Consider the following 22,693-nt stretch of genomic DNA (forward strand, 5'->3'; position numbering starts at 1 on the left):
CTATGTAAAAATCCATGGACTGGATGCAGGAAATCGATGGCTATTGCGAACGACTGTCGCCCGCCTATTGGGCCGAACCGGTCAATGCGCTGACCAATGCGGCCTTCCTGGTTGCTGCATGGGTAATGTGGCGCCGGGTACGAGGGCAGGGTATGCCCTTGGCGATGGTGCTGGTCGCAGTGCTCGCCCTGATCGGTGTGGGCAGTTTTCTGTTTCACACTCATGCACAGGTTTGGGCGGCTATTGCCGACACAACGCCCATCCTTCTGTTCATTCTGATCTACATCTATGCGGTAAACCGCGACATCTGGCGGATGTCTCCGGGATGGGCGCTGGCCGGCACCGCGCTGTTCATCCCTTATGCGGCTGCGACAATCCCGCTGTTTCGGTTTGTGCCGGGTCTTGGCGGGTCCGCTGCCTACGCGCCGGTCCCGTTGCTGATCCTGATCTATGCTGCATTGTTGCGGTCAAAAAAACCTGTTCTGGCGCGCGGCATGGCCGCCGGGGCAGTACTGCTGATCCTGTCCATCACGTTCCGCGCGCTTGATCCGGCCCTGTGTGCCCAATTCCCGATGGGCACACACTTTATGTGGCATCTGTTGAACGCAACGATGCTGGGTTGGATGATCGAAGTCTACAGAAAGGACCTGGCCGAAAATCAGGTCTGATCGGCGCGAAAAGCATCGGCCAGATGATCGGGCAGGTCGAATTCCCGCAACACCCGCGCGCGCCCTTCGCCAGACATCTTTCGGGCCGTTTTCTCGACGATACTTTGAATCTTCTCGGCCGAATGTTTTGCAGCAAAGGGCTGGAAGTACCATTTGAGAAAGACGAAACAGATCACGTCTTCCAGGGCCTGAACTTCGGCATCGCGTTTGATGCCTTGCTTGCGCAGCATCCGGCCCGCGGCATCGATCTGATCGGTGCCGTAGCCTTCCTTTTTCATCAGGCCCATGACGACTTCGGCATGGTGAACGCCCTGCGCCTTGCGCCAAGCCAGATAACCGGTCCGCCCTTCGGGGTATTCGCTGCGCGCCAGTTTCCAGCGTTCCACGTGCTGACCGCGTGCCGCAATCTGCAGCGCGTCAGAGGCGTCGGGGAACAGCCGCGCAAGCTCCTCGCTCATCCGCTTGCCATAGAGCAGGGCCTCCGGCTCTCCGCCATCCTGGTTGGGATCTTGTATGTTGACTGCGTCGATTGCGTCCAGGACGGCTTGTTTTTGTGCGCTCATGTATGGCTCCATAGTCTGGCAAGTCTTCGCCTGCCGGATCTCCCGGCGGGTCCTTTCGCCCTATGGTAGCGGCTTGTCGCAGGGTCCGCAGCATGCAATTGCAGCAACGCCGGATCAGTCGCGTCATATCTGATCCGGCGCTTCCTTCTATTTAGTTTCCGCGAATTGTGGTGTCCTTGGTGACCGGCTGGGTAACCGGTTCGGGGAAGGTCAGGGTGCGGGTCAACGGGTTGAAATCAAAGCCCGAAGCCATTGCTGGTGCAATGGCGGCAGTTGCGGACAAAACGAAGGCGGTGATGAAGGTTTTCATGATCTTTCTCCGGTTTTTGTGCTGTTGCACATGTTAGAAAGTGAACAGCGCAGTTCAGTTTTTCAAGATGCAAAATGAACTGCGTAGTTCACTTTTTTTCATATGAGATATTCAGAATTGAATGGGGTGCTTCGGACCTGCCATGATCACCTTCGATCATCCGCCGAGTCTGTTGGTCTTGCGACCGGTGCGGCAGACGGGTAAATGCCCCCTAACGCATATGAGGTTTTCCGATGTCGATTGACCAAAGCACCGCCGCCAAGGTGGCCAAACTGGCCCGGATCAAGGTCGAGGACGACGCGCTGCCGGCGCTGGCGTCCGAGTTCAACACCATTCTTGGGTTCATCGAGCAACTCAACGAAGTGGATGTCGAAGGCGTCGAGCCGATGGTTTCGGTCGAGCCGATGCGCCTGAAACGTCGCGAGGATGTGGTCACTGACGGAAACCAGCAGGACAAGGTTCTGGCCAATGCCCCCGACGCCCGCGAAGGCTTTTTCGCAGTCCCCAAAGTGGTGGAGTAAGACATGAGCGATCTGAACAAACTGGGCCTGGCCGAAGCCCGAGACGCGCTGCGCAAGGGTGATGTGACCTCAGTCGAGCTGACCGAAGCCTGCCTGAAAGCAATCGATCAAGCAGATGCTTTGAATGCTTTTGTCCACAAGACGCCCGAGATTGCACTGGAGCGCGCCAAGGCGGCTGATGAGCGGATCAACGGCGGCGACGCACCGTCGATGTGTGGCTTGCCAATAGGCATCAAGGATTTGTTCTGCACCAAGGGCGTGCCCTCGCAGGCGGCCTCGAAGATTCTGGAAGGTTTCAAGCCGGAATACGAATCCACCGTTTCGCAGCAACTGGCCGATGCGGGCGCGGTTATGCTGGGCAAGCTGAACATGGACGAGTTCGCCATGGGCAGCAGTAACGAAACCTCTGTATATGGCAACGCGGTCAGCCCCTGGCGCCGTGGCAATGACGACGCGCAACTGACACCAGGCGGTTCATCCGGTGGGTCGGCTTCGGCCGTGTCTGCCGACCTTTGCCTAGCGGCAACCGGTACCGATACCGGCGGCTCGATCCGTCAGCCTGCCGCTTTTACCGGCATCACCGGCATCAAGCCGACCTATGGCCGTTGCTCGCGCTGGGGCATCGTCGCCTTTGCCTCTTCGCTGGATCAGGCCGGTCCGATGACCAAGAACGTGCGCGATGCCGCGATCATGCTCGAGGCGATGTGCGGTCACGATCCCAAGGACTCGACAAGTGCCGAACTGGCGGTGCCGAATTTCGAGGCGATGCTGACCGGGGACATCAAAGGTAAAAAAATCGGTATCCCGAAAGAATACCGCATGGACGGTATGCCTGCTGAGATTGAAAAGCTCTGGGCCGAAGGGGCCGAGATGCTGAAAGCAGCGGGTGCCGAAATTGTCGATATTTCGCTGCCCCATACCAAATACGCGCTGCCAACGTATTACGTGATCGCCCCGGCCGAGGCGTCCTCGAACCTCGCGCGTTATGACGGTGTGCGTTATGGCCGCCGCGCGCAACTGGCGCAGGGTGACGGCATCACCGAGATGTACGAAAAGACCCGCGCCGAGGGTTTCGGGCATGAGGTGCAGCGCCGTGTCATGATTGGCACATATGTGCTGTCAGCCGGTTTCTATGACGCCTACTACAACCGCGCCCGCCGCGTTCGGACCCTGATCAAGAAAGATTTCGAGGACGCGTTTGCCGCCGGAATCGATGCGATTCTGACACCGGCGACACCGTCGGCCGCCTTTGGTCTGGGCGAGATGGCCGAAGCCGACCCTGTTCAAATGTATTTGAACGACGTGTTCACAGTGACAGTGAACCTTGCGGGTCTACCCGGTATTTCGGTGCCTGCGGGTCTGGATTCACAAGGTCTGCCCCTTGGCCTGCAACTGATCGGACGCCCATGGGACGAAGGCGATCTGCTCAACACCGCCTATGCGCTGGAAAACGCGTCCGGTTTCGTGGCCAAGCCGGGGAAATGGTGGTAAGCCTCTGGCAACCAGAACAGCAGACACGGAGCAGTCACATGCGCTTTTTGCTTCTGATCCCCGCCATCGGCGTGGTGGCGGCTTGCACCGACGTGGCACCAGTGGCCAACACGGGATTCAACACGCCTGATTACCAGGCGCAACGCGAGGCTGAACTGGCCGGGCAGGGGCTGGGCGGTAATCCGTTGCTTGGCCCGGTGGACGTGTCCGCACAACCGCTTGGCGCTCCGGGTGCTGTGACACCCGTGGCGACCGGGGCCAATGCGGACATCGCTTCTCAGACAGCCGCCGCCTTGGCCAGCACTTCTCCGCAGGGCGCATCCACTCCGATCCCGGTGTCCAATGCACAGGGAATTTCCGACGAACAGGATTTTGCGGCCGTATCCAACCGCCGCAGCATCGAATCCGACGCCGCCCTGATCGAACAGAACCGCCAGACATACGAGGTCGTCGCACCAACCGCCGTACCGCAGCGCGGGTCGGACGGACAGCCCAACATCGTTCAATATGCTCTGAACACGTCGAATCCCGTGGGGACCCAGCTTTACAGCCGCGCGGGGTTCAACCTGCAGGCCAAGGCGCAGCGCAACTGCGCGAAATATCCTTCCCCGGATCAGGCACAGATCGATTTTCTGTCAAATGGCGGCCCGCAGCGGGATCGTCAGGGGCTTGATCCGGACGGTGACGGCTATGCTTGCAACTGGGACCCAAGCCCGTTCCGCAGTGCCGTCAGCAACTGATCCCCTGACGCCGATCTGGCTCCGGTCCCCCAATTTCGGACCGCGCCGCGACGGGTTGAAGCCGTCTTTGGTTGTCCTCCACTACACAGCGATGGACAGCGCGCAGGCGGCCTTGGAACGTCTGTGCGATCCGCAGGCCGAAGTCTCCGCACATTACCTGATCGGAAATGATGGCACCCTCTGGCAATTGGTGCCCGAGGAAGACCGCGCATGGCATGCCGGGGCAGGGGAGTGGCTCGGTCAAAGCGATATCAACTCGCGCTCGATCGGGGTCGAGCTGGACAATACAGGCTTTCATCCCTTTTCGCACCTTCAGATGAATGTGCTGGAACACCTGTTACCCCAAATCATGACGCGCTGGTCGATCCCGCCGCAAGGCGTGATCGGGCATTCCGACATGGCACCGGGCCGCAAATCAGACCCCGGCCCCCGCTTTGACTGGCCTCGGCTTGAACGTCAGGGGCTTGCGGCGCGGCGAGGGCAGGGAAGATGCCCTCTGAACGCGTTGACACAAGAGTTCCGCACCAAGGCCCGCCTGGCGGGCTATACCGCTGACACGGATGACGAAACACTCCTCACCGCCGTTCGGCTCAGATACCGCCCCTGGGCCAAAGGTCCACTCACACCCGCTGACCTTGCGCCGATCAGCTGAGTCTCCCCAGAACAAGTCCGGGCTTCATCTGGCCAAAAATATCCCGGGGTTGAATTGGCCGCAGGCCAAGAAGGGGCTGGCCCCTTCGCACCCTGACCACTCTTGACGCCACCGCCCCCAAGGCATACCCAACGTCAGCGCGGAGGGCCGGATGGCCGCTGGGGTGCAAGCCCGAGAGGAAAGTCCGGACTCCACAAGGCAACGGTGCCGGGTAACGCCCGGGCGGGGCAACCCGACGGAAAGCGCCACAGAAAACAAACCGCCTTGCTTGCAGGGTAAGGATGAAACGGTGGGGTAAGAGCCCACCGCGCCGCTGGCAACAGCGGCGGCACGGCAAGCCCCACCGGGAGCAATGCCAAATAGGGTCCCCGCGCGGGCCGGTCGGCGCAAGCCGATACCGCCGCTAAGCGCGTCTTGGCCGAGAGGGACCGGGTTGGCAGCTTGAGCCGCTCAGCAATGTGCGGCCTAGAGGAATGGTCATCGAAGGGGGCAACCCCGGAACAAGATCCGGCTTACAGGCCCTCCGCGCGTATCCTCCTATCCTCCGGGTGGTGTGTAGGCACCGGTCAGAGCCGCCGCTTTTTCCGTGATGGCAACGAAATCCTCTGCCGTCCACGCGCGGACCGTCTCTATCTTGTCGACGGCGCCCGATGCGCCGACGGCCATTCCGACCGCAACTGCGTCGGTGCCGTCAGGTGCCTCACTGATCACAACCACATCGTTCGATCCGGTGGTCATATAGAATGCCAGCAGCTTGCCGCCCACCTTGTCAAGCAGGGCTTTGACCGGCGCGGTGCGGTCTGATGGCTTTTGCAGCATTCCCTTGATGCCGGATTGGGAATAGGTGGCGTACGTTATGAATAAAGGCATTTTCTCCTCCTGGGATCAATGTGACGGAACCCTGAATTCGGCCGGTTCCCTGGCCGTTTGAGAGCCTAGGTGCCGGAAGATATCGCGCTTGCCAGCACCCAGGCACCTGTTGCAATCAAACCGATGCCCGTCGCCGGGATCAGCCAGCGGGCTCGGGGCAGAAGTTTTTCCAGCGCAACGTAAATTGCGATGGCGACAATCCAGTAGAGGTTCATGATGCCGCCGACGAACAGCAAGAGCATCAGGGCCCAGCAGCAGCCCAGACAAAATGTCCCGTGAATGACGCCCATGCTGAACGCACCCGATGCGCCGGGCCGATTGTGTTCGGCAAGAAACCGGGCGGGGCTTTGGCAATGTCGCAGACAAGCGGATTTGAGCGATGAAAGCTGATAGAGGCCCGCCGCAATCAGGACACAGCCTGCAAATGCCTTTGACCGGACGGTCATCATGGGTCCATCAGACAGGCCGACATGCTCAAGACCCCATTGCGCCAGTGTCGCAAGCAGGCTGAAGCCCCCCCAGGCGATCAGGTATCCTGCGAGGAACAGCAAGCTGAGGCGGGCCGCATTGGCTTTGTCAGCCCCGACACGTTTGAGGGCCAGAAACAACAGGACAACAGGGGCCGCGCTGGGGGTCATCATGGCGATCATCATGACCCACCACATCAAAAAGATGAGCAGCGCGTAGGGCAGGCTCCATTGCCGGTCGACCGGCATCTGCATGGGCTCGCCGATTGGCCGGGCCATCCTTGTCATTTCGACGGCCGACATGTTCATGCCTATCCCGGCAATCGTGTACCATGAGGCCCCGAGCACGATCACCAAGACACTGACCAGAACGATCAGCCTGTCCTGCCTCAGCAACCGCTCAGCGACCGCCACGGGCGGTGCGTCAGAGTTTCGTGTCATGCGACGCCCCTGTTAAGCGCCCAAAACACCGTGGCCGGAAATGTTGAGATGCGCCAAGTGCGCGTGGGTGGCATCAAATGTCAGGCTTATGGCACCCCCGGATGTTCTCGTCGTACCTGCGGCGGATTCCGCGTGGCGGTACTCGAACCCGTTCGGCAGCTGGATGGATGCGCGGTGCGGCGCTCCGGATACGATATGCGGGATCGGGTTGACCTCGACGTCGAAGATACCGTGGACTTTCGCGAACCCCTTGCGTTCCTCGCGATCCCAGTCCAGCTCGATCGGAAGGTACAGAGTTTCGTGTTTCTGCGGGGCCATGGCGCTGTAGACGTACCACATGGTGGCCATTTCATCGGTGTCCTCGCCGGTCATGATCGCTTGCAGGGCCGCCCGCTGATCGGGACTGGCGCTTTCGTCGATGATAAGCTGCATCTGACCGCCGCCTTCGTGGATCGGTCCGGGCCAGTAATAGACGCCGGCAGCGCGTAAGCCCGCCAGATCGGTATCGCCATATTTGCCAGCTTCAATGTCAAAGACGACAACCGCTTCGCAATTCCCATGTGTGGGAAGTACGCTGAACTGGCAAGGACAACCGAAATTGCAGTTACAATTGGCCAGCTCTTCCCCCTGAATAGTCCATTCTGTCATGATAGCCCCCCAGAAAAACATGCCTTAAAACTCTGCTGACAGAGGTTTCGCCTGTTTTCGGTGCCTCAAGCGTTAAGCGCTTAGATGGCTTCTTGGGTCTTTGAACTGGCGGCACGGTATCACGAATTCGTGATCCGGGCAATTGAAGCTCCGCATGTGCGGGAAAGCGCCAATTTAATGATGGAAATGCACAAGCGCGAACATGGTTTTTCGTTTTCGTATAGTCTTGTGTCTGCTGAGTTTTCAGTCCGCAACAGTCCAGCCGTTGTCCGAAGAATTTCGAAAGCCGGGTTCAAGGCCGTCTGAGTAGGTGCGGTAAGGAGTAATTTTTGAATCGGGAGGACGATTATGAGTTTCATGAAAGCACTTGCCTCGGTGGCCGTAGGGTTTGCTGCCGCGAAAGGACTGGAGAAATACAAGCAGATGGGCGGTATGGCCGGCCTGCAGGATGCAATGCAGGGTGCGGGGGGCGGATTTGGCATGGACCAGCTTGGCAAGATGGCCGAGCAGTTCGGCATGCCCGGCGGGGCCGCCGGACTTCAGGAGATGATCGGCAAGCTGGGTATGGTCAACCCAGCAGGTGCCGCTGGGCTGGGGGGTCTGATGAACGCCATGCAAGGCGCGGCAAGGTCGGGCAGCCAGCAAACGGCGGACATGATGGATACCGTGTTCCGGGGAACACCCGGTGGCGCCGTCATGGAGGAGCAGGCCAAGCTGATGCTGCGGGCGATGATCCAGGCGGCCAAGGCGGATGGTGAACTGGACACCCATGAAAAAGAAACAATTCTGGGAGAGTTGGGCGACGACATCAGCGATGAGGAGCGAGCCTTCGTTCAAGAACAACTGAACGCGCCGATTGATGTCATGGGCTTGGCGGCCGCTGCGGGCGGACCTTTGAAAACACAGATATACGCCACGTCTCTGGCTGCGATTCGTCTGGATAACGCGCGTGAGGCGTCATACCTGCGTCAGCTGGCAACCGCATTGGGGCTGTCGGACGCGGAATGTAATCAGATTCATACCTATATGGGGGCACCGACACTTCCTGCATAAGGCCATCCCACCTTCTGCTGCCTCGATGCGCGCGATAGCCCTTGACATGGGCTGTGCAGCGCGTAAAAGCGCACGCTCATAGGAATTCAACCGAAAGGCCCCTGCCTTTTCGGACGCAGGAGATAACCATGGCGAAGCCGACGACAATCAAGATCCGTCTGAACTCGACCGCGGGCACGGGCCACTTCTACGTGACCAAGAAAAACGCTCGCACCATGACCGAGAAGATGACCATTCGTAAATACGACCCGGTCGCTCGCAAGCATGTCGAGTACAAGGAAGGCAAGATCAAGTAATCTGCCTGTCCATCCGGACACAGTTAAAGGGTTCTGCGAAGCAGGACCCTTTTTTTGTTTTTCAACGTTTCACAAGCGCGTTTGTGTTTTCTAATGCACGTCCATGGCCGTTGCAGCAGAGCATCAGCATATGGCCCAATCGCATCGCCGGCGTCTTGCTTTTCGTGGCGACCTGCCGCTACGGTTGAGCAAACCGCCACAAAACGTTGAGCGCCATGAAAAAAATCTTGTTATCTTCGACCCTCGTTCTGAGCCTGTCGGCCTGTGAGGACCCGTTCAACCGCCAGGGCGTTGGTTTTACCGGCATTGATGGTGAACCGCGCACGGTCTCGGAAGTCGAAGGCGCAGTTGCATTTGCACCGCCAGCGACCAATGTACCTGCGGAACTTGCGAAAATTCCGACCGTTTCGGTCGTCTCGGATGAGACTGAATTGTCAAAAATCGCCGGTGTGGCGATTGCCAATGGCGGGCAATCCGATGTCAGCGCTGTTCAATTGTCCAACCAGGGCAACAACCTGTACCTGAGCACTGTCAGCGTAAACGGCACGCTTTTCGGGGTTCTGCGCACCGCCAGCAACGGTGGAAAAGTGGACAGTTCCACCGGAGCGGCGTTTGGCGCCAACACGGAACGGTTCACCGGGTGCCTGCCAGCTGGCGAAGTTTACCGGAAAGGGTCTGACAGTCGCAGCTCCGGTTTTGCGGTGCCGCTGAACTGTAGCTGATACTCGGACTGACAACGAATTTGATTGGGCCCCACCTTTTCGGTGGGGCTTTCTCATCAAGGGATCGGATCGCGCCATTCCATCATGGTCAGTGAAGGGTTCAGCCCGGAATTAGCCATAAGGGCTTGGGACGGGGCGTTGAAACTGGCGACCGAGGCCGTGAGAACGCTTCCGCCCACCTGCCTCAGCCGCGATTTGACGGTTTCCAGCAGCGCGGTGCCGATGCCACGACGGCGCGCGGCCCTGTCGACGCTGATCTGGTGGAGAACAGCGCGGGTATCAACCGGGTGAAAGGGTGACGCGGTACGCCGGGAAATCTCGAAAATGGCGTAACCCAGCAGCTTGTCGCTTTCGAAAAAGCCGACAGCGAACAGGTTGGGTTGCATGAGCCGGGATTGCAGGTAGTCGGCCAGCTCGGCATCCGCCGGCAGCGCTGCGTATCTTTCAGGCTGATGTTCCAGATGCAGGTCATGAACCTGGTGCAGCAGGGGTAAAATCAGATGGGCCTGATCTGGCCGGATATCCTGGATCGTCATTGGTTTTCTTTCCGCAAAAGAAAAGGGCGGGTCTTTCGGACCCGCCCTTTCGTATTGGATTGTGCGCCGCGTTATTCGCGGTTGCCAAACAGCTGGAGCAGGAACATGAACATGTTGATGAAGTCCAGATACAGGCTCAGCGCGCCCATGATGGCGGCTTTGCCCAGCCATTCCTGATCACCCGAATGGGCCATCTGCAGGTATGTGGCCTTGATGTTCTGCGTGTCATACGCGGTCAGACCGGCAAAGATCAGAACGCCGATGACCGAAATGGCGAAAGCCATGGCAGACGAGGCGATGAAGATGTTGACGATCGACGCCACGATCAGGCCGATCACGCCCATGATCAGGAACGTACCCATCGCCGAAAGGTCTTTTTTGGTGGTGTAACCATACAGCGACAGGCCCGCGAAGGCGATCGCGGTGATCAGGAACACCTGAATGATCGACTGGCCGGTGAAGACCAGGAAGATCCAGCTGATCGATACACCCATGACAGCGGCAAACAGGTAGAACACCGTCTGTGCGCCGGCTGCGGACAGGCGATTGATCCCGGCGCTGAAGCCAAAGATGAAGGCCAGCGGAGCGAACATGATCACCCATTTAAGCGGCGAAGCGAACAGTGCGTATCCGAGCGACGTCAGATACTTGGTCTCGCTCAGCTGAGCTGCCGCGGCAGACGGATCAGTTGTGGTCGCAAGGCCGGCGATGGCCCATGCAGCCAGGAAAGTGATCAGCATGCCCACGGACATGGTGCCGTAGACTTTGTTCATGTGGGCGCGCAGGCCCTCGTCAATCTGGGCGGCGCGCGCACCGGTCGCCGTCCGGATCGTGTCAAATTGTGCCATTAAGGGTCTCCCTTCGCAATTCTGGTTCAGCCCGCAGTTGCAGACCGATTTCCCTGCAAATATCGGAGAGTGAGGCACATGTTTCAAGAGTTTTACGCCCAAAACCTGCTAAAACACTCGACAAATCTGACGGCATTGTTTCAGTTGCCGCCAGATCGCGATGCTTGGCCGGTCAATACAGGCGTTTGTGCCAGTTTTCGGGAGCATCCCAGAACGGGCGGGCTGCTTCGCGACTGGCCTCGGTGTGTGTCACGCCGATGTCTTTCAGTGCGTTGCCATCCAGCTTGGCAAGGTCACGACGCTGCCGGGCAAGGCCAAGAAGATCCCGCAATCTGTAGCCTTTCGATGGCTGTTTGCATACGTGCTCGTGTGATGCTGCAATTTGGGTCATAATGGTTGTCCTTTCCTTGCTCGGTGATGATTAATGCGGTTTGCATCAACTTCCTTGATTTATATGGATCACTGTGGCACATTTTAAAAATGAATGTTTTTGACGTGAACCATCAGGATTCGTGAAATGAGAAATTTGGACATCACCACTTTGCGGTCCTTCGTTGCCGTGGCCGATCAGGGCGGCGTCACACGCGCCGCCGGTTTTCTGCACCTGACGCAATCTGCGGTTTCGATGCAGCTCAAGCGGTTGGAGGAGCTTCTGGGCCTTGAGCTACTGGATCGCAGCGGCAGAACCATCGCGTTGACGGCGTCGGGCGAACAATTGCTGGCCTACGCGCGCCGCATGATCGCCCTGAACGACGAAGTGATCTCGAAACTCACCGATCAGGCTTTCGAAGGCGAAGTCGTGCTGGGCGTGCCGCATGACATTGTTTATCCGGCCATCCCGCGCGTGCTACAGCGTTTCAACGCAGATTTTCCGCGTGTCCGCGTACAGCTGGTTTCGTCCTATTCGCTGCAACTCAAGGACATGTACAAACGCGGTGAATGTGATCTGATACTGACGACCGAGGCCTCGGCGGCTGAAGGTGCGGAAACCGTGGCCGAGTTGCCATTGCGCTGGATAGGGGCCCCTGGCGGGTCGGCGTGGCGCAAGCGCCCATTGCCTTTGGCGCTTGGTCGGCGCTGTTTGTTCCGGCCCCAGGTCATTGCAGCGCTGGACGCGGCCGGTATCCCCTGGGAACTGTCCGTCGAAACAGAAAACGACCGTACAATCGAAGCGACCGTCAGCGCCGATCTTGCCGTTCACGCAATGCTGGATGGAACGGAGGCCGCGCATCTGCAGCAGATCGACTCGGGTGGGGCATTGCCAGAGCTGCCTGCCCACATGATCAACCTCTACGGAGGGGATCCCGGTCGCGGCGCGGTGATCGAGGAACTGGCGTCGCTGGTTCGTCAGAATTTCCGCATGGTGGGCGGCACACCATTGAAGGCCGTGGTCGGGTGACAGTCCTCAGATCGTGATGACGATCTTGCCGGTTGATTTCCGTTCTTTCAGCAAGCGCATGCCCTGTTCCACGTCCTCCAGTGGCAGGGTGTGGCTGATATGCGGTTTAATCCGGCCTTCGGCGTGCCAACGGAACAGCGTGTCAAAGCTGTCGCGCACGATCTGCGGCCTGAATTTCAGATACCCACCGATATAAAGTCCGATTACGGTCAGGTTCTTGACCAGAAGATGGTTGGCCGGAATTTGCGGAACCTCTCCACCGGCAAAGCCGATCGGTAGCAGTCGGCCTTCGGGGTTTGTGGCACGAAAGGCGGCTTTGAACACGTCGCCGCCAATCGCATCATAAACCACGTCCGCCCCACCCAGTTCCCTGACGCGGGCGCGGAGGTCTTCGGAGGCATCCACGAGATGATCCGCACCTGCCGCGCGGGCCACCGCAAGCTTTTCAGAACCACGGGCCTGCGCAATCACTGTCGCGCCCATCAGTTTGCCGATTTCGACGGCAGTCAGGCCGACGCCGCCCGCCGCGCCGGTGACCAAAAGGGTTTCGCCGGGTTGCAGGCGCGCACGATGATCCAACGCGATATGGCTGGTGCCGTATGCAATCTGAATGGCGGCAGCGTCCTCGAAGTTGATCTGATCGGGCAGGAGAATCGCCCTTTCGGCATCGAATACGCCAAACTCGGCCAATCCACCCTGACCTGAATAGACCGCAACACGGTCCCCGGGCTTCAGATGAGAGACATTGTTTCCAATTTCATCAACAATACCCGCGATCTCCATGCCCAACGTAAACGGAGTATCCGGGGTGTCCTGATAGGTGCCGTTCTGCATAAGCAGATCCGCAAAATTCAATCCGCACGCTTTAATAGCGACCCGAACCTGATCCCGCCCCGGCCTCGGGACGTCGAGGTTGCAGAGCCGGGCTGTTGATTCTCCGGATTGAAGGCGAAAGGCCAGCATCGTCGCGCTCCTTGTTTTTTGCATAGGCCAGCGATGCGGGGGGAATGTCAATCAATTACCAGAGGGCGCGTGAATGATGTATAATAGGGCTTCGTTGATTGTGTCTGTTCGGGAAACAGAACGCTCGAAACCGGCGGTTGTACAACCACAAACCATTATACGATGTTACTGATTCAACCTTCTTGAAAAAAAAGACAAAAGAGGTGATATTGAAATCTGGTGCTGTTTCGGGGGGAGCACATTCCTGAATTAGGGAATAGTTAACAGCGGCTCGCTAGGTTGGCGAACACGTTTGTTTTTTTGCGTAACCCCCGGCAGTTGTGTGTGTAGTAGAGGAGAATACCAATGACTCATCACGTCGATGTCCATGTGGGCAAACGCGTAAGGCATCGCCGCTGGCTGATTGGCATGACCCAGCAGCAGCTGGCCGAGCAGGTTGGTATCAAGTTTCAGCAAATCCAGAAATACGAAACCGGGGCCAACCGGATCAGCGCATCGCGCCTTTGGGACATCGCCGAAGCATTGGATGTGCCGGTCAGCTTTTTCTTTGAGGGTCTGGAAGAAACCCAGAAAGAAGATGCCGGGAAGAAATCGGTGCCTGCCGATCTGATGGGGGATAAGGAAGCTTTGGATCTGGTTCGCTCGTACTACGCGATCCCGGAAAACCAGCGCCGTCGTCTGTTCGAACTGGCGCGTGTTCTCAGTGACGTCGCCTGATCAGCAGGCTTGACTTCGGAACGCGCTGACCGCACGGGTTGCGCATGTATCAAAGTTCAGCAACCGATCTGGAAATCGCCGGGGAAATGGCCGATGCGGCGCGCGCGGCCATACTTCCTTACTTCCGGCAGTCCGATCTTGAAACGTCCAACAAACTGGCTGATGGGTTTGACCCCGTAACAATCGCTGACCGCGAGGCGGAAAAGGCGATGCGGGCAGTTCTGGCGCGGCGCTGCCCTCAGGATGGTATTTTCGGCGAGGAATTCGGCCATGTCGATGGCACCAGCGGGCGGACCTGGGTTCTTGATCCGATCGATGGTACGCGAGGGTTCATCAGCGGTACCCCGACATGGGGCGTTCTGATTGCTTTGAGCACGCAGGACGGGCCGATCCTGGGTGTGATTGACCAGCCTTATATTGGTGAGCGGTTCGTGGGGTCCGCACACGCGGCACAGGTCACAGGCCCGACAGGCACCCGACAGCTCAGGACCCGGTCTACGCAATCGCTGGATCAGGCGATGGTGTTCACAACCTTTCCCGAAGTTGGAACGCCTGAAGACCGGGCCGGGTTTGAGGCGGTGTCTCAGCAAGCCAGACTGACCCGTTATGGAATGGACTGTTACGCCTACGCCCTTCTGGCGGCAGGGCAGGTTGATCTGGTGATCGAGGCCGGACTGAACGCTTATGACATTCAGGCGCCGATCGCCGTCATTCAGGCGGCGGGTGGTATCGTGACAGATTGGCAGGGCAGACCGGCCCACAATGGAGGCCGCGCACTGGCGGCTGCCAACCCGGACATCCACGCCTCTGCGCTAGAGATTCTTCGCAATTTCTGAAACCTGTTGATGGCACCCGCAGCCGCCGGTACAGTGCCGATGGCTGGTTCTTGTGTCCGTTTTCCGCCAGCCCATGCACTTCTTGCACGAGACGGACTGATGCAGGAGGGCACAAATTGACTGATACTCTAATAAAGAATGCCGATTTCATTCTGACGATGAATGACGATCGGCAGGAACTAAATGGCGCGGACATCCTGATCCGGGACGGCGTTATTGCTGAATTGGGGCAGGGGCTTACCACAACCGGTGACGTGCACGACGCCAAGGGCTGCGTCGTGACCCCCGGCCTGGTGAATACGCACCACCACCTTTACCAAACTCTGACCCGGGCGGTTCCCGGAGGTCAGGATGCGCTGTTGTTTGGCTGGCTGCAAACACTCTACCCGATCTGGTCCCGCTTTGGCCCGGAAGAGATGTTCGTCTCTGCTCAGATCGGATTGGCCGAACTGGCGCTTTCGGGATGCACGCTCAGTTCCGATCATCTGTATCTTTATCCCAATGGCGCGCGGCTGGACGATACCATCGCCGCCGCCGCCGAACTGGGCCTGCGCTTTCATCCGACACGCGGTGCGATGAGTATCGGTGAGAGCGATGGTGGCCTGCCGCCGGACATGTTGGTCGAGGCAGAGCAGGATATTCTGTCTGACATGATCCGCGTTGTGGACAAATTCCACGATCCATCCGAAGGGTCGATGTGCCGCGTCGGTCTGGCCCCGTGCTCACCATTCTCGGTCAGTCGTGAACTGATGCGCGACACGGCGGTGCTTGCACGGGACAAGCGCGTGATGCTGCACACGCATCTGGCCGAAAATGACGAAGACATTGCATATTCCCAGTCACAATTCGGATGCCGTCCGGGCCAGTATGCGCAGGAGTTGGGGTGGACCGGTTCGGACGTCTGGCACGCCCATTGCGTCAAGCTGGACAGTGCCGAGATCGATCTGTTTGCCCGAACCCGCACCGGTGTTGCGCATTGCCCGTGTTCAAACTGCCGGTTGGGGTCAGGCATAGCGCCGGTCCGCGCAATGCGCGACGCGGGCGTTCCGGTTGCGTTGGGCGTTGACGGGTCGGCCAGCAATGACGGCGGCAATCTGGTGGCCGAGGCCCGGCAGGCGATGCTGTTGCAGCGGGTCGCGAATGGCGCGGATGCCATGTCGGCCCGCGAAGCGCTCGAGATAGCAACCCGTGGCGGTGCAGACGTGCTCAATCGCCCCGATTGCGGGCGGCTTATGCCGGGCAAACGCGCCGATATCGCGATCTGGGATGTATCCGGCATAGAAAGCGCGGGAAGCTGGGATCCGGCCGCCTTGCTGCTTGCGGGGCCGTTTCGGGTCAAACATCTGTTCGTCGAAGGCAGACAAATCGTGCGAGATGGGCACATAACCACGCTGGACATGCCCCGCGTGATCGAACGCCAGAATGAACTTGCGCGGGCGCTTGCCAGATAAGCGTCGATCTCGTCGTCTGTTCAGAAATTCCGTTGCCGGAGGAATACGCCGTCAGGCGTATTCCTTCAAACCGTGACTGGTTCGCCGGCAATCCGGACCTCGGCAATGGCCCGGTCATCCCCCATCATGATGGTTGGGAAAACGGCTTCCCACAGGTCTTCTGCGCAGGCTTCGCGCTGGGCAATGGCCGGGGTCGAGGCCAGGTCGATAACCACCAGGTCCGCCTCCATCCCCGGGGCGATATTGCCGATACAATTGTCCATTCGCAGCGACCGGGCCGATCCGACGGTGGCCAGCCACAACAATTGTGCCGCATGCAACGGCGATCCGCGCAACTGGCCGATCTCGTAAGCTGCGGCCATTGTCCGCAACATCGAGAAACTGGAACCTCCGCCGGTATCCGTCGCCAGCCCGACCCGGTGACCGTCCTTCATCAGCCCGGCCATGTCGAACAGGCCCGAGCCTATGAAAGTGTTCGAGGTCGGGCAGTGAATCAGGGCCGCATCCAGTTCGCGCAACCGGTCGCGTTCCCGTGGCTCAAGATGAATGGCGTGACCGTACAGGCCATGGCTGGCCAGCAGACCGAACTTTTCGTAGGTGTCCAGGTAATCGCGCGCGTCGGGAAACAGCGACCGGACCCATTCGATCTCATCTGTCTGTTCGCTCAGGTGCGTCTGCATCAGGCAATGTGGGTGCTCGGCCCACAATGCCCCCATGGCTTCAAGCTGTTCCGGGGTCGAAGTTGGTGAAAAACGGGGCGTAATGGCATAGGACAGCCGGTCGATGCCGTGCCACTTCTCCAGCAGTGCTTCGGACTGATCATAGGCCGTCTGTGCCGTGTCGCGCAGACCCTCGGGTGCATTGCGATCCATACAGGTCTTGCCGGCCACGACCCGCTGTCCACGCTGCTGCGCCGCAGTGAAAAAGGCGTCGACGCTTTCCGGGTGGATGGTGCAGAAACTGCACATCGTCGTTGTCCCATGCGCAGCCGTCAGGTCCAGATACCGGTTGGCGATCTCGCTGGCATAGGTGATTTCACCAAACTTCATCTCTTCGGGGAATGTATAGGAGTTTAGCCAATCGATCAGCCGCTTGCCCCAGCTGGCAATCATGGCTGTCTGCGGATAGTGCACATGCGCGTCAACGAACCCTGCCATGATCAGGTGCTGTCCGTGATCGACGATTGCGGCATCCGGATGCGCATCTGTCAGGGTCCGGGTGTCACCTACGGCCGCGATATGGCCTTCATCGATGACGACCGCCTCGCTGATGGTGACGGTATCTGTCGGTTCACCTTCGAAAGGTGAGCCCGAAAAGCTCAGGACACGTCCCTTCAACAGTGTTTTTTGCGCCATTTCCGCTTTCCTCCGCCCGGCTGAGACCGCGAAACACCATAAGCGCGCGGAAGATGCCGGTAAATTGGCGCATTGTCATTGTTTTCCGGTAGCTGCTTCTTCTAATTAGGGGCAAATGGAAATTCGCGGGGGCAGCATATGACAACAGGCTTTGATGAACCCGTAACCGAGTCCGCCGAGGACGAAGATGTCTACGCGCTGGACCGCCGGACTGTGGCAGCCATCCTTTATGCTGTCGATGTAGAAGATCGCGACAAACTCGTCGAATTGATGGAGCCGCTGCACGCGGCTGACATCGCCGACCTTCTGGAGCAGATCAATCCGTTCGATCGTGCCCGGCTGATCCGGCTGTATGACAAGGAGTTCGACGGCGACATTCTTTCCGAACTGGATGAAGTGGTTCGGGAAGAGGTGATTGGCGTTCTGCGCCCGGATGTTCTGGCCGATGCTGTCCGCGATATGGAAAGCGACGATGTCGTCGACCTGCTGGAAGACCTTGAGGAACCTCAGCAGGAAGCCATCCTGGGCGCGCTGGAGCATGCCGAGCGGATCGCGGCCCTGCAGGCGCTGTCTTACCCGGAAAATTCCGCCGGTCGCCTCATGCAGCGCGAAGTGGTCATGGCGCCTGAGCATTGGACAGTGGGTCAGGCCATTGATTTCATGCGCGCCAATGACGACCTGCCCGAGCAATTCTATCACGTCATTCTTATCGATCCCCGCCTGAAACCGGTGGCGCAGGTCGCCCTGGGAAAACTGATGGCAACCCGGCGCGAAGTTCCGCTGCGCGACATCGCAGAAGAGGAATTCTATACCATCCCCGTCGATCAGGACGAAGAGGATGTGGCCTATGCCTTCAACCAGTACCACCTGATCTCGGCTCCGGTCATGGATGACGATGGGCGGCTGGTGGGTGTAATCACCATCGACGATGCGATGGTTGTTCTGGACGAAGAACACGAGGAAGACATCCTGCGTCTGGCCGGGGTCAGCGACGAAAGCTCGCTGTCCGACAGCGTGGCTGCAACCAGCAGGCGCCGACTGCCGTGGCTGGCGGTGAACCTGTGTACCGCCATCTGTGCCTCGCTGGTGATTTCGCAGTTCGAAGCGGCCATCGACCAACTGGTAGCTCTGGCGATTCTGATGCCGATCGTTGCATCGATGGGCGGCAATGCGGGCACTCAGTCGCTGACGGTTGCCGTGCGGGCACTGGCAACACGCGACCTGACGGGTTCGAACGTTAGGCGCGTGATCCGGCGGGAGTTGCTGGTTGGGATGCTCAACGGTCTGTGTTTTGCGGTCGTTCTCGGCACGGTTGGCATGTTGTGGTTCGATTCGCCGCTATTGGGTGTCGTGATCGGGTCCGCGCTGGTCGTGAACATGATCATCGCGGGCTTTGCAGGTACGGTAGTACCGGTCTTGCTGGACCGTATGGGTGTTGACCCGGCGCTGGCATCTGGAACCTTTGTGACGACAACCACGGATGTCATGGGGTTCTTCATCTTTCTGGGGCTTGCCAGCGTGGTGCTATTGTGACCGAAACGACCGATCTGACAGAAATCAAGGCCGCCGCCCGAAAGGCCGCTTTCGCCCGCCGCAAGGCGGCGTTTGACACGCGCATGCCCGGCGCGGCAGGGCGGTTGTCCGAGGTGCTGGCCGGGTACCGCGGGGTGCCGCTGTCGGGCTACATGCCGATCCGCACCGAGATCGACCCGCTGGCGGCAATGGCCGAGGCGTCGGCCTACGGGCCAGTCGGCGTTCCGGTGATTCAGGCCGCGGGGCAACCACTGAGGTTTTCCCGTTGGACCCCCGATGGTGTTTTGAAAGATGGGCCGTTTGGCGCCAAAGTGCCCGAGGTCGACGATTACTTCGACCCTGAGATCCTGATCGTGCCATTGGTTGCTTTTGACGCGCAGGGCGGCAGGCTGGGCTATGGCGGCGGGTTCTATGATCGCACGCTGGAGGGGCTGCGCGCCAAACGCCCGACGTTGGCGATCGGGTTTGCATTTGATGCGCAGCAGGCCGAGGGGTTGCCTCTGGAACCGACAGATCAGCCGCTGGATATGGTGATCACTGAAAGCCGAGTTCTGACCTTTTCCGATTGATCGTCAGGCCGGGTTGTTTTCGCGGAAATACTCCCAGGCGTCGACTTCGCGCCCGTCTTCCAGAATGCAGACGCCGGACTGGCCGTCGGCACCGTCCCGGATCTCATACCGTGCGCCGCTTTCCACGCAAAAGGTAGCGGCCGGGTTGGCCAGCTGAGTGGAAGACTCGCCGGAAGAAGGCTGATCACATGCTGCCAACGAGGCCAGACCAACAATCGCCACAAAGATGCGGAACATACAAATTCTCCTGTGTTGGGTATATTGACGGATTGTGCAGACAGTTTAACCGCTTGTGCTTGCCTGATGCCACACTTAGGACGGTTTGAATGAGGATACTTTTTCTGGGTGACGTCATGGGCCGTGCGGGACGCGCGGCCATACAACAGCATCTGCCGCGTCTGCGCGACGAATGGCGGCTGGATTTTGTTGTGGTCAACGGTGAAAACGCCTCGAACGGGATGGGGCTGACAGGGGATCACGCAAAGCTGTTGCTGGATGCGGGGGCCGATTGCCTGACACTGGGCGATCATGCGTTCGACCAGAAAGACATGCTGCAATTCATCGAGAAAGAATCGCGCATCGTGCGGCCGGTGAATTTCGCCAAGGGTGCGCCCGGTCGGGGGCATCGTCTGTTCAACGCGCCGGGTGGACGCAAGGTGCTGGTTGTGCAGGTGTTGGGGCAGGTGTTCATGAAGCGGCCCTTTGACGATCCGTTCTCGGCCATCGAGCCGATCCTAAAGTCGCATCCGCGTGGCGGGCAGGCGCAGGCCATCATTGTCGACATGCATTGCGAGGCAACGTCCGAGAAAATGGCCATGGGTCACTATTGCGACAGGCGTGCCAGCCTTGTGGTCGGCACGCACACGCATGTGCCGACGGCAGATGCGCAGATATTGCCGGGCGGCACGGCTTATCTGACGGATGCCGGGATGTGCGGAGACTACGATTCGGTCATCGGCATGGACAAGCAGGAGCCGATGAGGCGTTTTATCACCGGAATGCCCAAGGCCCGGTTCACACCTGCGAATGGCGATGCCACGCTAAGCGGAGTTTTTGTCGAAACCGATGATCGCGACGGTCAGGCCAAGTCGATTCACATGGTGCGGGTGGGCGGCCGGCTGCAACAAGCAGGCCCGCCGGGTGCATGACAGGCTTGCTCAACCCCGAGCAATGCGTGAAACTGCATGTCAGGCGCTCAGGCCGGGTTAGGGTTCGGACAGAATACCACGAATGCAATTCCTTCAATTGACAGACACCGGCAGCGCGATACTGGCGCTTGCGATTGTCGCGGGCATGTTCGTCATGTTCCTGCGCGAAATTTATCCGACCGAGGTCGTTGCCATCGGTGGGGTCGCACTGATGCTGGTAACCGGCATTCTGCCCTACCAAAGCGCGCTTGCGGTCTTGTCCAACCCGGCCCCGTGGACCATCGCCGCGATGTTTATCATCATGGGCGCTCTGGTCCGGACAGGGGCATTGGACGCCTTTACATCGACGGCGCAGAAACAGGCGCAGGTCAATCCACGAATAGCAATTGGCCTGTTGATGGGGTTCGTCATTCTGGCCTCGGCCGTCGTGTCCAACACACCGGTGGTTGTTGTGATGATCCCGGTGTTCGTACAGATCGCACGAACGCTGAACATGCCCGCCTCGAAGTTGCTGATTCCGCTGAGCTATGCTGCCATTCTGGGCGGAACCTTGACGCTGATCGGCACCTCGACCAATCTTTTGGTCGACGGCGTTGCCCGGGCGCAGGGAATGACCCCCTTTACCATCTTCGAAGTGACCCCGTTGGGGATCGCTCTGGTGATTTACGGAATGATCTACCTGCGCTTCATCGCGCCGCGCCTGCTGCCTGCACGCGACAGTATGGCCACGATGCTCAGCGACCGTTCGAAGATGAAGTTCTTCACCGAAGCGGTGGTGCCGCCTGACAGCAACCTGATCGACCGAGAAGTGATGGGCGTGCAACTGTTCAAACGCCCCGGAGTGCGCCTGATCGACGTGATCCGGGGGGACGAGTCGCTGCGGCGAAATCTGAAGGACGTGAACCTGAAAGTCGGGGATCGCGTTGTTCTGCGGACCGAGATGACCGAGTTGCTCAGCCTTCAGCGCAACAAGGAACTCAAGCGGGTCGATCAGGTTTCCGCTGTCGAAACCAAGACGGTCGAGGTTCTGATCACACCGGGCTGCCGCATGGTTGGCCGAACCCTTGGTGCGCTGCGCCTGCGCCGCCGTTATGGCGTTTACGTGCTGGCCGTGCACCGCCGGAACCAGAATATCGGACGTCAGCTGGATGATCTGATCGTGCGCGTGGGCGACACTCTGCTGCTGGAGGGCGCGCCCGCGGACATTCAGAGATTGGCGGCGGATATGGATATGGTCGATGTTTCCCAACCTTCGGCGCGGGCGTTCCGGCGCAGTCACGCGCCAATTGCCATCGGCGCTCTGGTGGGCATCGTCGCTCTGGCGGCCCTTGGTGTGGCACCGATATTGCTGTTGTCGATCCTTGCGGTTGCCGTCGTTCTGATCACCCGATGCATCGACGCGGATGAGGCGTTTTCCTTTATCGAAGGCCGGCTGCTGGCCCTGATCTTTTCGATGCTGGCAATCGGAGCGGCCCTGGACAAATCCGGCGCCGTGTCCCTGATTGTCGAGGCGATCGCGCCGGGCTTGAGTGCCCTTCCGCCGTTCCTGATCATATGGGCAGTCTATCTGCTGACATCCGTTCTGACCGAGCTGGTCTCGAACAATGCGGTGGCAGTTGTGGTGACGCCTATCGCCATTGGACTGGCGCAGGCGGTCGGTATCGATCCGCGCCCGTTGGTGGTGGCGGTCATGGTGGCGGCGTCCGCGTCTTTTGCGACCCCGATCGGGTATCAGACCAATATGATGGTCTATGGCCCCGGCGGGTATCGGTTTACCGACTTCCTGAAGGTCGGCGTTCCGCTGAACCTGACAGTTGGTTTGCTGGCTTCGCTTCTGATCCCGCTGATCTGGCCATTGTAGGACCGGCGTGGAACCGCCGAATTTGGCGGGCTGCT

Annotated in this window: 27 protein-coding genes and 1 other RNA gene; 17 read left to right on the forward strand and 11 right to left on the reverse strand. The window is 59.2% G+C overall.

Annotated elements, in window-relative coordinates; translation table 11 throughout:
* The first annotated feature begins 14 nt into the window (after positions 1–14).
* Positions 15–668: a ceramidase domain-containing protein gene (locus ACR1XU_RS00505; protein ID WP_480906980.1), complete on the forward strand. Its 654-nt coding sequence runs from the start codon at positions 15–17 to the stop codon at positions 666–668.
* Here ACR1XU_RS00505 and ACR1XU_RS00510 read toward each other — a convergent pair.
* Positions 659–1,231 carry a DUF4202 domain-containing protein gene (locus ACR1XU_RS00510; protein WP_170609856.1) on the reverse strand — a complete coding sequence of 191 codons (573 nt, stop codon included), beginning with the start codon at positions 1,229–1,231 and terminating at the stop codon, positions 659–661. The genes ACR1XU_RS00505 and ACR1XU_RS00510 overlap by 10 nt on opposite strands.
* 151 nt (positions 1,232–1,382) lie before the next feature.
* Complete coding sequence (locus ACR1XU_RS00515; RefSeq protein WP_480811898.1) at positions 1,383–1,541, reverse strand: hypothetical protein; 159 nt, start codon at positions 1,539–1,541, stop codon at positions 1,383–1,385.
* Positions 1,542–1,774: 233 nt separating this feature from the next.
* Here ACR1XU_RS00515 and gatC point away from each other — a divergent pair, with 233 nt between their 5' ends.
* From gatC to rnpB, 5 genes are all read left to right on the forward strand, one after another.
* Entirely contained in the window at positions 1,775–2,062 is a 288-nt protein-coding gene (gene gatC, locus ACR1XU_RS00520; RefSeq protein WP_170325838.1) for an Asp-tRNA(Asn)/Glu-tRNA(Gln) amidotransferase subunit GatC, read from the forward strand.
* Positions 2,063–2,065: 3 nt separating this feature from the next.
* A complete protein-coding gene (gene gatA, locus ACR1XU_RS00525; protein ID WP_480906978.1) occupies positions 2,066–3,553 on the forward strand; it encodes an Asp-tRNA(Asn)/Glu-tRNA(Gln) amidotransferase subunit GatA in 1,488 nt (495 codons plus the stop codon).
* Between the two features lie 38 nt (positions 3,554–3,591).
* Positions 3,592–4,293: a hypothetical protein gene (locus ACR1XU_RS00530; RefSeq protein WP_170816665.1), complete on the forward strand. Its 702-nt coding sequence runs from the start codon at positions 3,592–3,594 to the stop codon at positions 4,291–4,293.
* Positions 4,244–4,945 carry an N-acetylmuramoyl-L-alanine amidase gene (locus tag ACR1XU_RS00535; protein ID WP_480811896.1) on the forward strand — a complete coding sequence of 234 codons (702 nt, stop codon included), beginning with the start codon at positions 4,244–4,246 and terminating at the stop codon, positions 4,943–4,945. The genes ACR1XU_RS00530 and ACR1XU_RS00535 overlap by 50 nt, the downstream gene beginning before the upstream one ends.
* Before the next feature lie 139 nt (positions 4,946–5,084).
* Positions 5,085–5,476: RNase P RNA component class A (gene rnpB, locus ACR1XU_RS00540), an RNA gene on the forward strand.
* Between the two features lie 6 nt (positions 5,477–5,482).
* On the opposite strand, the gene ACR1XU_RS00545 is transcribed toward rnpB, so the two are convergent.
* The 3 genes from ACR1XU_RS00545 to ACR1XU_RS00555 all read right to left on the reverse strand — a co-directional run bounded on the left by ACR1XU_RS00545 (position 5,483) and on the right by ACR1XU_RS00555 (position 7,371).
* On the reverse strand, positions 5,483–5,815 hold the full coding sequence (locus ACR1XU_RS00545; protein ID WP_170609866.1) for a GYD domain-containing protein: 333 nt from the start codon (positions 5,813–5,815) through the stop codon (positions 5,483–5,485).
* A 65-nt stretch (positions 5,816–5,880) separates the two neighbouring features.
* Positions 5,881–6,723: a DUF2182 domain-containing protein gene (locus tag ACR1XU_RS00550; protein ID WP_480906976.1), complete on the reverse strand. Its 843-nt coding sequence runs from the start codon at positions 6,721–6,723 to the stop codon at positions 5,881–5,883.
* A gap of 12 nt (positions 6,724–6,735) precedes the next feature.
* On the reverse strand, positions 6,736–7,371 hold the full coding sequence (locus ACR1XU_RS00555; protein ID WP_170609870.1) for a DUF1326 domain-containing protein: 636 nt from the start codon (positions 7,369–7,371) through the stop codon (positions 6,736–6,738).
* Positions 7,372–7,719: 348 nt separating this feature from the next.
* Here ACR1XU_RS00555 and ACR1XU_RS00560 point away from each other — a divergent pair, with 348 nt between their 5' ends.
* The 3 genes from ACR1XU_RS00560 (at position 7,720) to ACR1XU_RS00570 (ending at position 9,442) form a co-directional block, all read left to right on the forward strand.
* On the forward strand, positions 7,720–8,424 hold the full coding sequence (locus ACR1XU_RS00560; protein WP_321252040.1) for a DUF533 domain-containing protein: 705 nt from the start codon (positions 7,720–7,722) through the stop codon (positions 8,422–8,424).
* A gap of 128 nt (positions 8,425–8,552) precedes the next feature.
* Positions 8,553–8,720: a 50S ribosomal protein L33 gene (gene rpmG / locus ACR1XU_RS00565; RefSeq protein WP_010441901.1), complete on the forward strand. Its 168-nt coding sequence runs from the start codon at positions 8,553–8,555 to the stop codon at positions 8,718–8,720.
* A 215-nt stretch (positions 8,721–8,935) separates the two neighbouring features.
* Positions 8,936–9,442 carry a hypothetical protein gene (locus ACR1XU_RS00570; RefSeq protein WP_480525646.1) on the forward strand — a complete coding sequence of 169 codons (507 nt, stop codon included), beginning with the start codon at positions 8,936–8,938 and terminating at the stop codon, positions 9,440–9,442.
* 56 nt (positions 9,443–9,498) lie between these two features.
* Here ACR1XU_RS00570 and ACR1XU_RS00575 read toward each other — a convergent pair whose 3' ends face one another.
* The 3 genes from ACR1XU_RS00575 to ACR1XU_RS00585 form a co-directional block, all read right to left on the reverse strand.
* Positions 9,499–9,978: an N-acetyltransferase family protein gene (locus tag ACR1XU_RS00575; protein ID WP_480906973.1), complete on the reverse strand. Its 480-nt coding sequence runs from the start codon at positions 9,976–9,978 to the stop codon at positions 9,499–9,501.
* A gap of 71 nt (positions 9,979–10,049) precedes the next feature.
* Complete coding sequence (locus ACR1XU_RS00580) at positions 10,050–10,826, reverse strand: Bax inhibitor-1/YccA family protein (RefSeq protein ID WP_170609877.1); 777 nt, start codon at positions 10,824–10,826, stop codon at positions 10,050–10,052.
* Positions 10,827–10,998: 172 nt separating this feature from the next.
* Positions 10,999–11,217: a DUF1127 domain-containing protein gene (locus tag ACR1XU_RS00585; RefSeq protein WP_480525652.1), complete on the reverse strand. Its 219-nt coding sequence runs from the start codon at positions 11,215–11,217 to the stop codon at positions 10,999–11,001.
* A 126-nt stretch (positions 11,218–11,343) separates the two neighbouring features.
* On the opposite strand from ACR1XU_RS00585, the gene ACR1XU_RS00590 reads away from it, so the two are divergent.
* The gene (locus tag ACR1XU_RS00590; RefSeq protein WP_480906971.1) at positions 11,344–12,225 is read left to right on the forward strand and encodes a LysR family transcriptional regulator; all 882 of its coding nucleotides are present in this window, start codon (positions 11,344–11,346) and stop codon (positions 12,223–12,225) included.
* A gap of 6 nt (positions 12,226–12,231) precedes the next feature.
* Here ACR1XU_RS00590 and ACR1XU_RS00595 read toward each other — a convergent pair whose 3' ends face one another.
* Positions 12,232–13,188: an NADPH:quinone oxidoreductase family protein gene (locus ACR1XU_RS00595; protein ID WP_480906969.1), complete on the reverse strand. Its 957-nt coding sequence runs from the start codon at positions 13,186–13,188 to the stop codon at positions 12,232–12,234.
* Positions 13,189–13,533: 345 nt separating this feature from the next.
* Here ACR1XU_RS00595 and ACR1XU_RS00600 point away from each other — a divergent pair, with 345 nt between their 5' ends.
* From ACR1XU_RS00600 to ACR1XU_RS00610, 3 genes are all read left to right on the forward strand, one after another.
* A complete protein-coding gene (locus tag ACR1XU_RS00600; protein ID WP_170609884.1) occupies positions 13,534–13,905 on the forward strand; it encodes a helix-turn-helix domain-containing protein in 372 nt (123 codons plus the stop codon).
* Positions 13,906–13,949: 44 nt separating this feature from the next.
* The gene (gene hisN, locus ACR1XU_RS00605; protein WP_170682017.1) at positions 13,950–14,741 is read left to right on the forward strand and encodes a histidinol-phosphatase; all 792 of its coding nucleotides are present in this window, start codon (positions 13,950–13,952) and stop codon (positions 14,739–14,741) included.
* A 116-nt stretch (positions 14,742–14,857) separates the two neighbouring features.
* Positions 14,858–16,192 (forward strand): 8-oxoguanine deaminase, encoded by a 1,335-nt coding sequence (locus tag ACR1XU_RS00610; RefSeq protein ID WP_170609888.1) that lies wholly within the window; start codon positions 14,858–14,860, stop codon positions 16,190–16,192.
* A 65-nt stretch (positions 16,193–16,257) separates the two neighbouring features.
* On the opposite strand, the gene guaD is transcribed toward ACR1XU_RS00610, so the two are convergent.
* Positions 16,258–17,547, reverse strand: a complete 1,290-nt coding sequence (guaD, locus tag ACR1XU_RS00615; RefSeq protein ID WP_480906967.1) for a guanine deaminase — start codon at positions 17,545–17,547, stop codon at positions 16,258–16,260.
* Between the two features lie 138 nt (positions 17,548–17,685).
* Here guaD and mgtE point away from each other — a divergent pair, with 138 nt between their 5' ends.
* Complete coding sequence (gene mgtE, locus ACR1XU_RS00620; RefSeq protein WP_170609891.1) at positions 17,686–19,080, forward strand: magnesium transporter; 1,395 nt, start codon at positions 17,686–17,688, stop codon at positions 19,078–19,080.
* Entirely contained in the window at positions 19,077–19,649 is a 573-nt protein-coding gene (locus tag ACR1XU_RS00625) for a 5-formyltetrahydrofolate cyclo-ligase (protein WP_480906965.1), read from the forward strand. Before mgtE ends, ACR1XU_RS00625 begins: the two co-directional genes overlap by 4 nt.
* Before the next feature lie 3 nt (positions 19,650–19,652).
* Here ACR1XU_RS00625 and ACR1XU_RS00630 read toward each other — a convergent pair whose 3' ends face one another.
* Positions 19,653–19,886, reverse strand: a complete 234-nt coding sequence (locus ACR1XU_RS00630; protein ID WP_480811886.1) for a putative hemolysin — start codon at positions 19,884–19,886, stop codon at positions 19,653–19,655.
* Between the two features lie 89 nt (positions 19,887–19,975).
* On the opposite strand from ACR1XU_RS00630, the gene ACR1XU_RS00635 reads away from it, so the two are divergent.
* Positions 19,976–20,797, forward strand: a complete 822-nt coding sequence (locus tag ACR1XU_RS00635; protein WP_480906962.1) for a TIGR00282 family metallophosphoesterase — start codon at positions 19,976–19,978, stop codon at positions 20,795–20,797.
* Positions 20,798–20,879: 82 nt separating this feature from the next.
* The gene (locus tag ACR1XU_RS00640; protein ID WP_170609899.1) at positions 20,880–22,658 is read left to right on the forward strand and encodes an SLC13 family permease; all 1,779 of its coding nucleotides are present in this window, start codon (positions 20,880–20,882) and stop codon (positions 22,656–22,658) included.
* Positions 22,659–22,693: the final 35 nt, after the last annotated feature.

It is taken from the genome of Ruegeria sp. D1(2025), assembly GCF_056536425.1.

What these genes read in the sequence shown, in the direction of transcription:
- ACR1XU_RS00505 (WP_480906980.1), top strand. Translation starts at nt 15, where the DNA reads ATGGACTGGATGCAGGAAATCGATGGCTATTGCGAACGACTGTCGCCC.
- ACR1XU_RS00510 (WP_170609856.1), bottom strand. Translation starts at nt 1,231, where the DNA reads ATGAGCGCACAAAAACAAGCCGTCCTGGACGCAATCGACGCAGTCAAC.
- ACR1XU_RS00515 (WP_480811898.1), bottom strand. Translation starts at nt 1,541, where the DNA reads ATGAAAACCTTCATCACCGCCTTCGTTTTGTCCGCAACTGCCGCCATT.
- gatC (WP_170325838.1), top strand. Translation starts at nt 1,775, where the DNA reads ATGTCGATTGACCAAAGCACCGCCGCCAAGGTGGCCAAACTGGCCCGG.
- gatA (WP_480906978.1), top strand. Translation starts at nt 2,066, where the DNA reads ATGAGCGATCTGAACAAACTGGGCCTGGCCGAAGCCCGAGACGCGCTG.
- ACR1XU_RS00530 (WP_170816665.1), top strand. Translation starts at nt 3,592, where the DNA reads ATGCGCTTTTTGCTTCTGATCCCCGCCATCGGCGTGGTGGCGGCTTGC.
- ACR1XU_RS00535 (WP_480811896.1), top strand. Translation starts at nt 4,244, where the DNA reads ATGCTTGCAACTGGGACCCAAGCCCGTTCCGCAGTGCCGTCAGCAACT.
- ACR1XU_RS00545 (WP_170609866.1), bottom strand. Translation starts at nt 5,815, where the DNA reads ATGCCTTTATTCATAACGTACGCCACCTATTCCCAATCCGGCATCAAG.
- ACR1XU_RS00550 (WP_480906976.1), bottom strand. Translation starts at nt 6,723, where the DNA reads ATGACACGAAACTCTGACGCACCGCCCGTGGCGGTCGCTGAGCGGTTG.
- ACR1XU_RS00555 (WP_170609870.1), bottom strand. Translation starts at nt 7,371, where the DNA reads ATGACAGAATGGACTATTCAGGGGGAAGAGCTGGCCAATTGTAACTGC.
- ACR1XU_RS00560 (WP_321252040.1), top strand. Translation starts at nt 7,720, where the DNA reads ATGAGTTTCATGAAAGCACTTGCCTCGGTGGCCGTAGGGTTTGCTGCC.
- rpmG (WP_010441901.1), top strand. Translation starts at nt 8,553, where the DNA reads ATGGCGAAGCCGACGACAATCAAGATCCGTCTGAACTCGACCGCGGGC.
- ACR1XU_RS00570 (WP_480525646.1), top strand. Translation starts at nt 8,936, where the DNA reads ATGAAAAAAATCTTGTTATCTTCGACCCTCGTTCTGAGCCTGTCGGCC.
- ACR1XU_RS00575 (WP_480906973.1), bottom strand. Translation starts at nt 9,978, where the DNA reads ATGACGATCCAGGATATCCGGCCAGATCAGGCCCATCTGATTTTACCC.
- ACR1XU_RS00580 (WP_170609877.1), bottom strand. Translation starts at nt 10,826, where the DNA reads ATGGCACAATTTGACACGATCCGGACGGCGACCGGTGCGCGCGCCGCC.
- ACR1XU_RS00585 (WP_480525652.1), bottom strand. Translation starts at nt 11,217, where the DNA reads ATGACCCAAATTGCAGCATCACACGAGCACGTATGCAAACAGCCATCG.
- ACR1XU_RS00590 (WP_480906971.1), top strand. Translation starts at nt 11,344, where the DNA reads ATGAGAAATTTGGACATCACCACTTTGCGGTCCTTCGTTGCCGTGGCC.
- ACR1XU_RS00595 (WP_480906969.1), bottom strand. Translation starts at nt 13,188, where the DNA reads ATGCTGGCCTTTCGCCTTCAATCCGGAGAATCAACAGCCCGGCTCTGC.
- ACR1XU_RS00600 (WP_170609884.1), top strand. Translation starts at nt 13,534, where the DNA reads ATGACTCATCACGTCGATGTCCATGTGGGCAAACGCGTAAGGCATCGC.
- hisN (WP_170682017.1), top strand. Translation starts at nt 13,950, where the DNA reads ATGTATCAAAGTTCAGCAACCGATCTGGAAATCGCCGGGGAAATGGCC.
- guaD (WP_480906967.1), bottom strand. Translation starts at nt 17,547, where the DNA reads ATGGCGCAAAAAACACTGTTGAAGGGACGTGTCCTGAGCTTTTCGGGC.
- mgtE (WP_170609891.1), top strand. Translation starts at nt 17,686, where the DNA reads ATGACAACAGGCTTTGATGAACCCGTAACCGAGTCCGCCGAGGACGAA.
- ACR1XU_RS00630 (WP_480811886.1), bottom strand. Translation starts at nt 19,886, where the DNA reads ATGTTCCGCATCTTTGTGGCGATTGTTGGTCTGGCCTCGTTGGCAGCA.
- ACR1XU_RS00635 (WP_480906962.1), top strand. Translation starts at nt 19,976, where the DNA reads ATGAGGATACTTTTTCTGGGTGACGTCATGGGCCGTGCGGGACGCGCG.
- ACR1XU_RS00640 (WP_170609899.1), top strand. Translation starts at nt 20,880, where the DNA reads ATGCAATTCCTTCAATTGACAGACACCGGCAGCGCGATACTGGCGCTT.